The sequence below is a fragment of the Streptococcus danieliae genome (assembly GCF_009767945.1).
Lineage (GTDB): Bacteria > Bacillota > Bacilli > Lactobacillales > Streptococcaceae > Streptococcus > Streptococcus danieliae.
This window is the reverse complement of record NZ_WSRS01000089.1, coordinates 1-6,964: the sequence shown is the minus strand read 5'-3', so window position 1 is coordinate 6,964 and position 6,964 is coordinate 1. Positions and strand designations below refer to the sequence as shown.

At 44.2% G+C, this 6,964-nt stretch carries 7 protein-coding genes and 1 pseudogene; 5 read left to right on the top strand and 3 right to left on the bottom strand.

What is annotated here, in order from left to right:
- Positions 1-944: MucBP domain-containing protein (locus E5983_RS08030; protein ID WP_160333340.1), on the bottom strand; the 944-nt coding region annotated here is incomplete at its 3' end.
- 33 nt (positions 945-977) lie between these two features.
- On the opposite strand from E5983_RS08030, the gene E5983_RS08025 reads away from it, so the two are divergent.
- Positions 978-1,946, top strand: coding sequence for a helix-turn-helix domain-containing protein (locus E5983_RS08025; RefSeq protein WP_160333339.1), 969 nt, complete (start codon positions 978-980; stop codon positions 1,944-1,946).
- Between the two features lie 247 nt (positions 1,947-2,193).
- Here the strand turns inward: E5983_RS08025 and E5983_RS08020 are convergent, their stop codons facing one another.
- Positions 2,194-3,375, bottom strand: coding sequence for an LPXTG cell wall anchor domain-containing protein (locus tag E5983_RS08020; RefSeq protein ID WP_160333338.1), 1,182 nt, complete (start codon positions 3,373-3,375; stop codon positions 2,194-2,196).
- 159 nt (positions 3,376-3,534) lie between these two features.
- Here E5983_RS08020 and E5983_RS08015 point away from each other — a divergent pair, with 159 nt between their 5' ends.
- The 4 genes from E5983_RS08015 to E5983_RS08000 are packed head-to-tail and all read left to right on the top strand — an operon-like array spanning position 3,535 to position 6,819.
- Positions 3,535-4,392: an ABC transporter ATP-binding protein gene (locus E5983_RS08015; protein ID WP_160333337.1), complete on the top strand. Its 858-nt coding sequence runs from the start codon at positions 3,535-3,537 to the stop codon at positions 4,390-4,392.
- The gene (locus E5983_RS08010; protein ID WP_160333336.1) at positions 4,389-5,126 is read left to right on the top strand and encodes an ABC transporter permease; all 738 of its coding nucleotides are present in this window, start codon (positions 4,389-4,391) and stop codon (positions 5,124-5,126) included. Before E5983_RS08015 ends, E5983_RS08010 begins: the two co-directional genes overlap by 4 nt.
- Positions 5,123-6,223, top strand: coding sequence for a sensor histidine kinase (locus E5983_RS08005; RefSeq protein WP_160333335.1), 1,101 nt, complete (start codon positions 5,123-5,125; stop codon positions 6,221-6,223). The genes E5983_RS08010 and E5983_RS08005 overlap by 4 nt, the downstream gene beginning before the upstream one ends.
- 2 nt (positions 6,224-6,225) lie before the next feature.
- Entirely contained in the window at positions 6,226-6,819 is a 594-nt protein-coding gene (locus E5983_RS08000; protein ID WP_160333334.1) for a response regulator transcription factor, read from the top strand.
- Here the strand turns inward: E5983_RS08000 and E5983_RS07995 are convergent.
- Positions 6,773-6,964: pseudogene (locus E5983_RS07995) on the bottom strand (IS630 family transposase); the annotation flags it as partial. The gene E5983_RS08000 and the pseudogene E5983_RS07995 overlap by 47 nt on opposite strands.

The window sequence follows — 6,964 nt, the reverse complement described above, 5'->3', positions numbered from 1 at the left end:
TTGTAGTTTCCTGCTCCGGAGCTTACATGTTTATAACCAGGGATTTCTTTAACACCCGCTTGTCCCTTTTCTTGTGGAGCAATCATATTCCCGTTCACATCTGTGTAGATTGAGATAAAGTTGCTGTAAGGATCTTCAGCTGTTGTTGTATCTCTGTCTTCTAGAACAACTTCTTCTTCTTCTACTTTTTCATAAGTATAGAAATAGACTCCAAATAAATTACCATCTTCTCCTTTATCGACTCCTGCCGCAAAAGATTTAAAGGTATATCCTGGAATTTCTTTTAATCCGCCGTCACCCATAACGTCTTCGATAATCCGATTGCCATTAGTATCGAGATAGCGTGAAACTACTGTGCGGTCTTCAACTTTTGCGTCAGTAGAGGTTGTATCTTTGTCTTCTGGGGCAGTAGCTTCTTCGATTTTCTCATAGACGTAGCCAAAAGAAGGTTGACCTTTGTAGTTTCCTGCTCCGGAGCTTACATGTTTATAACCAGGGATTTCTTTAACACCCGCTTGTCCCTTTTCTTGTGGAGCAATCATATTCCCGTTCACATCTGTGTAGATTGAGATAAAGTTGCTGTAAGGATCTTCAGCTGTTGTTGTATCTGTGTTTTCTGGAACAGCTTCTTCTTCTACTTTTTCATAAGTATAGAAATAGACTCCAAATAAATTACCATCTTCTCCTTTATCGACTCCTGCCGCAAAAGATTTGAAGGTATATCCTGGAATTTCTTTTTGTCCAGCGTCACCCATGACGTCTTCGATAATTCGATTGCCATTGGTATCGAGATAGCGTGAAACTACTGTTCGCTCTTCAGCACGATTCACTGCCTGCACTTCTTCTACATTAGCAGTAGCTTCATCTGCGAAAACTGGTGTTTGTGCTGTAGCTGCAACAGCAGAGAGAGTTAGAGCTGTAAGAAGTAGGTATTTCTTTTTCATAAAGTTTCTCCTATAGGTAAAATGTCAGAATAAATGAAGGAATGTGCATTCGCTTGGGGAGAGAATTTTAAACGTTTTCGGGAAAGTCGTGGAATGTCCCTCAAGGAGGCTGCGGGAGACTTCTGTACTCCACAGTATCTAGGACGCTTTGAAAAGGGAATGCAAAAAATTAACACTGAGTTACTAGATTTACTAATCGGTCGTCTCGGCGTTAACATGACGGACTTTATTACTGATTTACATAGCTACAATCCAAGTTATTCTGATAAGATGGCAGAAACTGTCTATGCCTACATTCAAAATGGCGAAAAAGCGGATACGATTTGGAAAGAAATCGATCATCTTTATGAACATGGGAAAAAGGATGACCTCTATCTTGCCAGTTATTATGTCATCTTTTTAAAAACCATGTACCATATCCAAACCAATATCCCCTTAGAAAATCTTTTGGACCAATCAGACTACGAAAAAGTGGACTATCTGAAAAATCGCTTGTTAGATTTGGATGAGCTCTATACCTTTGATTATGCTGTACTAGACATCTTACTAGATCCAATTCCAGATCAATTTTCAACAGAATATCTGCTGCAAATTTTCAACTCCACTATCAAAAAATTAAAGATTATTTCTAACGCTGCTCCTATGATCCACCAAGCGGTCTCCTTTTTAGGGACGGCAATCCGAATCCTTTCTACTCGTGGAGAGTATGCTCTAGCTGAAGATTGTGTCAAGAAAGTCTATAAACTTTTAAATGATACACCAATGGTAGCCATGATTAATCCTTATTTCCAAATGATCATCGCTTTTCAAGAAGCCCACAACCTGCTACGGCAAAATAAGGTAGAAGGAATTGACAAGGCTCATCACATCATTCGTACCCTGGACCACATGATTGCAATCAATCCCCTCCCTCGGATTGTCAAACATAAAGAGCAGTTTGTTCGCGACACTCTGCTCCTCAACAAAACCGGACTTCCCATCGATTTAAAAGGTGGAGAATAGTCGGATTAACTCTGTAAAGAATCGCCTCAATTCAAAAATAACCTCCAGAATCTTGCTTGATTCTGGAGGTTATTCATTTTTTAACATAATTATTGTTTTGATAATAGATCACCCTGAATACCAAACGATCGGAAAAATCGAATCCCTCAAACCATCAAAAAAACAGTATAGAAACAAGGTTACTTCCAACATCCTTCTATACTGTTTTTCAGATTCTCAATTGACTGTCTAATCTAAGGCAGTTGGCCTATTGTTTTTTTCTCCGACGGCTTTGAACGACTGTCAAAGTTGCCAAAAATCCTAGGGCTCCACCAGCAAGAGCAGTTTGAGCAACACGCTCAGCTTTTGTCCCTGTATTCGGTAGGGTTTTTGCTTGCTCTTGAGCAGATGCCATTTCTTTTTTCGCTACTGGAGCAGGATTCATCTTAGCAGCTGCTTCTGCCTTCGCTTTAGCAGGTTTATCAGCTACTTTCTCTGGAGCAGGTTTTGCAGATTCCTTGGCTGGAACTTCCTTGTCCTGCTCTACTGGCTTAGCCGGAGTCTGATCTTCTTCCTCAGGTGCAACTTCATCATCCTTGTTTGCTGGTTGATTGGAAGTTTTGTCTTCTTCTTGAGGTTTTGATTCATTCTCCTTGTCTGCTGGCTGACTTGGAACTTCTTCTACCTCGGCAGATTCATCGCTCTCTTCGTCTATTGAATTTGGAGTTTCTTCCTCTTCTACAACTTCAGATTCGTCCTTTCCTTCCTCTGCCTGATCTGGGATTTCTTCACTTGGTGTTTCAGCTTCTTCCTGAGCGGCTTTTTCTAGCTCAGCACGCGCTTCAGCGACTGCTGCTCGTCCTTGAGCTAAAGCCGCACGCGCTGCTTCAACCTGTGCCAGCATCCAGTTATGAAGAAGGGCTTCCTCATCAGTCATTTCTTCAGCTTCTGATGCGTAGCTATCAGCGAAGCTCACCATATAGTCAATCTCTGCTTCCGCTGCAACCAAGTACTCATCCATCACCTCTAATTGCACCTGTGCAGCTGCGAAATCTTCAGGTTCCTGACTTAGAAAATCGACTACTTCCTGCTGATATTTTGCAAATTCTTGCAAAGATTTCTGAAGTTCCGGAGGGAGAGCTGCAAATTCTTCTTCTGTCAGTACAAGCTCCTCGTCAGGCACTGCCTTTTCTTCGACAGCTTCTAGGCCTTCGTCCTCAGATTCAAGAATTTCCTCTTCAGCAACTGCTTCTAGGTCCTCATCAGCGTCAGCCTCAAGAAGCTCGTCTTCTGCAAGAAGGACCTCTGCCACTGGTGTTTCCTCTACTAGAGTTGGCTGTTCATCTGCGCTAACAGCTGTACCTGCCGTGAAGGCCAAGGCAACCGTTGAAACTAGGACACCTGTCCGTAATTTCCGCATCTTACCGCGTCCGGCTAAATTTTGTTTCATAATTTCCCCTTAATATAAATACTTTTCTTCAGTATACTCGTTTTCCGAACAAGATGCAAGACATGACATTTATCACACCAAACAATGACAAAACCTCCTAGTCTCTTAAAGATTGCTTTTTTATAATAAAATTATCAAAAGAGATAGGAGTACCCACACATGATCAGCATCAAGCGCCTTTCCAAATCCATCCAGGGCAGACAAATTCTCTCTGACATTACAACCCAGATTTCTGAAGGGGAATGTGTTGCCCTCATCGGCCAAAATGGAGCTGGTAAAACCAGTCTCATTTCCTGCCTACTCGGAGAGATGGTTCCCAGTCAGGGGACAATCACGATGACCAGCTCCCCCCAAGAACTGGCTGTACTGCCCCAAGAAAATGTCATTCCGACGGATCTCAAAATACAAGAATTACTGAACTTCTTTCAGTCCATTTACGAGGATGCTCTAAGCCCAGCAGAGATCGACCGCTGGTTGCAGTTTTCCCAAGCTCAAAAACAACAGCTAGCAGGGAAACTGTCGGGAGGTCAAAAGCGCCTCTTGGCCTTTATCCTCATCCTCATCGGCAAACCCAAGCTGCTGTTCCTCGATGAGCCGACCGCTGGTATGGATACCAGCACGCGCCAACATTTTTGGACCATCATTCAAGAGCTAAAGGCGCGTGGGATGACGGTGTTCTATACCAGCCACTACCTCGAGGAGGTCGAAACAACCGCTGACCGGATCCTCCTCCTGCACCAAGGCCAGTTAGTACGCGATACCAGTCCCTTTACCATTCGCAATGAACAAAACCACAAACAAGTTACACTAGCTGCTAGCTGGGCTCCAGTTGTCGCCCAGCTTACCAGAATTTCTAACCTGACCCATACAAGAGACACGGTTCAATTTCAAACGGCGGAGATCGAGCAGGTCTGGCAAGAGCTCACTCAGCAGGGGTGCCGGATTTCCGATCTCCAACTGCAAAACCAGAGCCTACTCGCCAGTCTATTTGAAAACCAAGAAGGAGACCAAGCATGAAAGCCTTACTGACTATTGAAAGCATCCGCCTCAAAAGAAGCCTGGGCAGTTTCTTACTCGCCATTGGGATTCCCCTCTTTTTCTTTACCCTGTTCTCATCGACTGTTCAGATGGAACAGCCAGAGGCTCAAGAGTCTTTTCTAATTTCCTATATGTTAACGATGACCAGCTTTTCCATGTCTAGCTTTGCCCTCTTTAGTTTTCCGATGATGCTGGTGGAAGATCAAAAGAATCACTGGCTCAGCTTCCTTCGCCATTCGCCACTACCTTTATGGAAGTACCATCTGTCCAAGATTCTCCGTGTCGGGCTCTGTTTTCTGGCTTCCATTCTCATCGTTTTCCTAAATGGAGCCTTCCTCAGAAATATTCAGCTAACACTAGCTACTTGGCTTCTGAGTGTCCTCTTGCTGCTCCTAACCGCAACGGTTTATCTTGCTCTAGGCCTCTGCTTGCAGCACATTCAGTCAGAACAAACCTTGTCACTGGTAGCCAATGTCCTCTTTTTACTCTTGGCCATCCTGGGCGGTTCCTGGATGCCGATCAGTCTTTTCCCAGATTGGCTCCAAGGTATTTCCAAACTAACTCCTAGCTACCATGTCAATCAGCTGGTTGTTCAGTATGCCCTGAAGGGAGAATTTCTTTGGAAATCCTTGCTTGTTGTCCTTGGATATGCCATAATTTTCTATAGTATCTCGTCCATTCTCTCCAAACAAAAGAAGGTGAGGCTTCTATGAAAAAATTTTGGATCTTCCACTACCGTAAGATAAACCCTCTGTTTTTTGTCGGGCTGCTCTTTCTCTACTTTCCGTTTTACTACGCTCAGTATAGCAGCTCTCCGCTCCTCTATATCGGTATGACCTTAGCCTTTGCCGTCCTCTATATTTCCCTCCTTTATACGGACCATCCTGGCTACTCCTGCCTGGCCTGGTTTTACCTGATTTCCTACATTTTTTCTGGCTTCTTCTTCGCTAATCCACTCCAAACCCTCTTTATTTTTAACCTATCGAATCTTATTTCTTGGCATTACAAAGATGAAAGCTGGAATTATCGAACCATCTCCTATGCAATTTCCATTGGAGTTATCTTCATCTGGTCCATTCTGGCCCCCATCGCCATTGAAGTGAAAGTCGCTTCGATCATCCTTCATCTATTTGGTCTCGCCCTACTTTTTGGGAATTTGGCGGAAATGAAAAAGGAAAAAATGGAAGCCAAAATGCGCCAGCAAAATGAATCGATCAATCTCCTCCTAGCGGAAAATGAGCGGAACCGGATTAGCCAAGACCTCCACGACACCCTAGGGCACGTCTTTGCCATGATGGCCATTAAGGCCGAACTGGCCCAAACACTGATTCAACAGGACCTCAAAGACCAAGCCCTCCAAGAGGTCCGTGACCTGCAACAGATCTCCAAGCAATCCATGGCCGATGTCCGGAAACTGGTTGAGCAGGTCAACACACACACCATCCACCAGGAACTCCAAATCCTGCAACAAATGCTGGAGCTGGCCCAGATCCAACTGACCATTGAAGGCCAGGAACTTGCGAACAGTCTCAGTCCCCACAAACAAACCCTTGTCTCCATGATTCTCCGAGAACTGGCTAACAATCTCATCAAACACAGCCAGGCTCAAATCTGTAACCTGCTGTTCACCCAAAACCAGAAACACATTTGCCTGACCTACCAAGATAATGGTATTGGCTTTCAAAAATTCACTGGAACAGAACTCCACTCCGTCCGTAAACGTTTGATCCCAATCAAGGGAGACATTCATTTTGTGTCCCTGGCCAACCCTACCCAAATTAATATCCAAATCCCATTAGAAGAGGACTAACCATGAAGATTTTAGTTGCCGAAGACCAGGCCATGCTCCGCGATGCCCTTTGCCAGCTCCTGCGGCTCCAACCCGAGGTCAGCGAAGTCTTTGAAGCTGGTCATGGTCAAGAAGCCATTGCCTTACTAAAAACAAAACCCATCGATATCGCCATTCTAGATGTTGAAATGCCGGAGAAATCAGGACTGGATGTCCTCGAATGGAGTAAAGAACAATATCCCGCCATCAAAATCATCATTGTCACCACCTTCAAACGCCCTGGCTATTTCGAACGAGCCATCAAGGCCAATGTCGATGCTTACGTACTCAAGGAACGCTCCATCACAGACCTCATGCAGACCATCAATACTGTACTAGCCGGTCACAAAGAATACTCCCCTGAGCTCATGGATCTGCTCCTAACCCAGCACAACCCGCTTACCAGCCAGGAAGCCCAGGTCCTCCAACTAGTCGCCCAAGGCCTGTCCAATAAAAGTATTGCCCAGACCATCCACCTATCTGAAGGGACCATCCGCAACTATATGACCAACATCCTGAATAAACTAATACTCATTGAAATTCAAAATCTGAAAAAAGCCATTCTCTATGGACAATAGATTTTAGATCAGACCAATGCAAATTTTGAATCACTTCTTGTAGTTTATCTATCACTTCCTCAAGTGTTTTAAAGGCTTTGTTTTTGAATCCTCTTTTACGAATCTCAGTCCACACCTGCTCGATTGGATTCATTTCAGGAGTGTA

What these genes read in the sequence shown, in the direction of transcription:
- E5983_RS08025 (WP_160333339.1), top strand. Translation starts at nt 978, where the DNA reads ATGAAGGAATGTGCATTCGCTTGGGGAGAGAATTTTAAACGTTTTCGG.
- E5983_RS08020 (WP_160333338.1), bottom strand. Translation starts at nt 3,375, where the DNA reads ATGAAACAAAATTTAGCCGGACGCGGTAAGATGCGGAAATTACGGACA.
- E5983_RS08015 (WP_160333337.1), top strand. Translation starts at nt 3,535, where the DNA reads ATGATCAGCATCAAGCGCCTTTCCAAATCCATCCAGGGCAGACAAATT.
- E5983_RS08010 (WP_160333336.1), top strand. Translation starts at nt 4,389, where the DNA reads ATGAAAGCCTTACTGACTATTGAAAGCATCCGCCTCAAAAGAAGCCTG.
- E5983_RS08005 (WP_160333335.1), top strand. Translation starts at nt 5,123, where the DNA reads ATGAAAAAATTTTGGATCTTCCACTACCGTAAGATAAACCCTCTGTTT.
- E5983_RS08000 (WP_160333334.1), top strand. Translation starts at nt 6,226, where the DNA reads ATGAAGATTTTAGTTGCCGAAGACCAGGCCATGCTCCGCGATGCCCTT.